Origin of the sequence: Pseudomonas sp. FSL R10-0399 (assembly GCF_009600165.1) — a bacterium.
Lineage (GTDB): Bacteria > Pseudomonadota > Gammaproteobacteria > Pseudomonadales > Pseudomonadaceae > Aquipseudomonas > Aquipseudomonas helleri.
Window position 1 is genome coordinate 1 of the sequence record NZ_WIWK01000289.1, and the last position, 599, is coordinate 599.

Genomic DNA, 599 nt, shown 5'->3' on the forward strand with positions numbered 1-599 from the left:
GCGGTGAAGCCCTGCGCCGCTTCTCACGCATGGTCGAAGCACTCGGCGGCCCGGCCGACCTGGTCGATCACCCGCAGGCCTACCTGGCCTCAGCCGAGTTGATGCTCCCGGTCTGCGCCCCCGTGTCGGGCGTGGTCAACAGCATTGATACCCGGGCCATCGGCATTTGCGTGGTGTCTCTGGGCGGCGGCCGCCTGCATCCGCAAGACCGAATCGACCCGAGCGTCGGCCTCAGCCAGTTGAAGCTCCCCGGCGAACACGTTGAAGCCGGTCAACTGTTGGCCATGGTGCATGCCAGCAACCCGTTCAAGGCCGAGCAAGCCGCCAAGGCCGTGCTTGCGGCCTATACCATCACCGAGCACACCGACAGCGCCTCGCCGTTGATCGTGCAGTTGTTGATGGAGGCTTCATGAGCCGGGCACTGCTGCTGGTGCTCGACTCTTTCGGGATTGGCGCCAGCGCCGATGCCGACGCCTTTGGTGACAGCGGGGCCAACACCTTGCTGCATATCGCCCAGGCCTGCGCCCGTGGCGAAGCCGACACCCCACAACGCCAAGGGCTGCTGCACCTGCCCAACCTGGCCCGCCTCGGGCTGGGGC

Annotated in this window: 2 pseudogenes; both read left to right on the plus strand. The window is 66.9% G+C overall.

What is annotated here, in order from left to right:
* Nucleotides 1-413: pseudogene (locus GHO41_RS29485) on the plus strand (thymidine phosphorylase); the annotation flags it as partial.
* Nucleotides 410-599 (plus strand): annotated as a pseudogene (locus tag GHO41_RS29490) (phosphopentomutase); the annotation flags it as partial. The pseudogenes GHO41_RS29485 and GHO41_RS29490, both read left to right, overlap by 4 nt.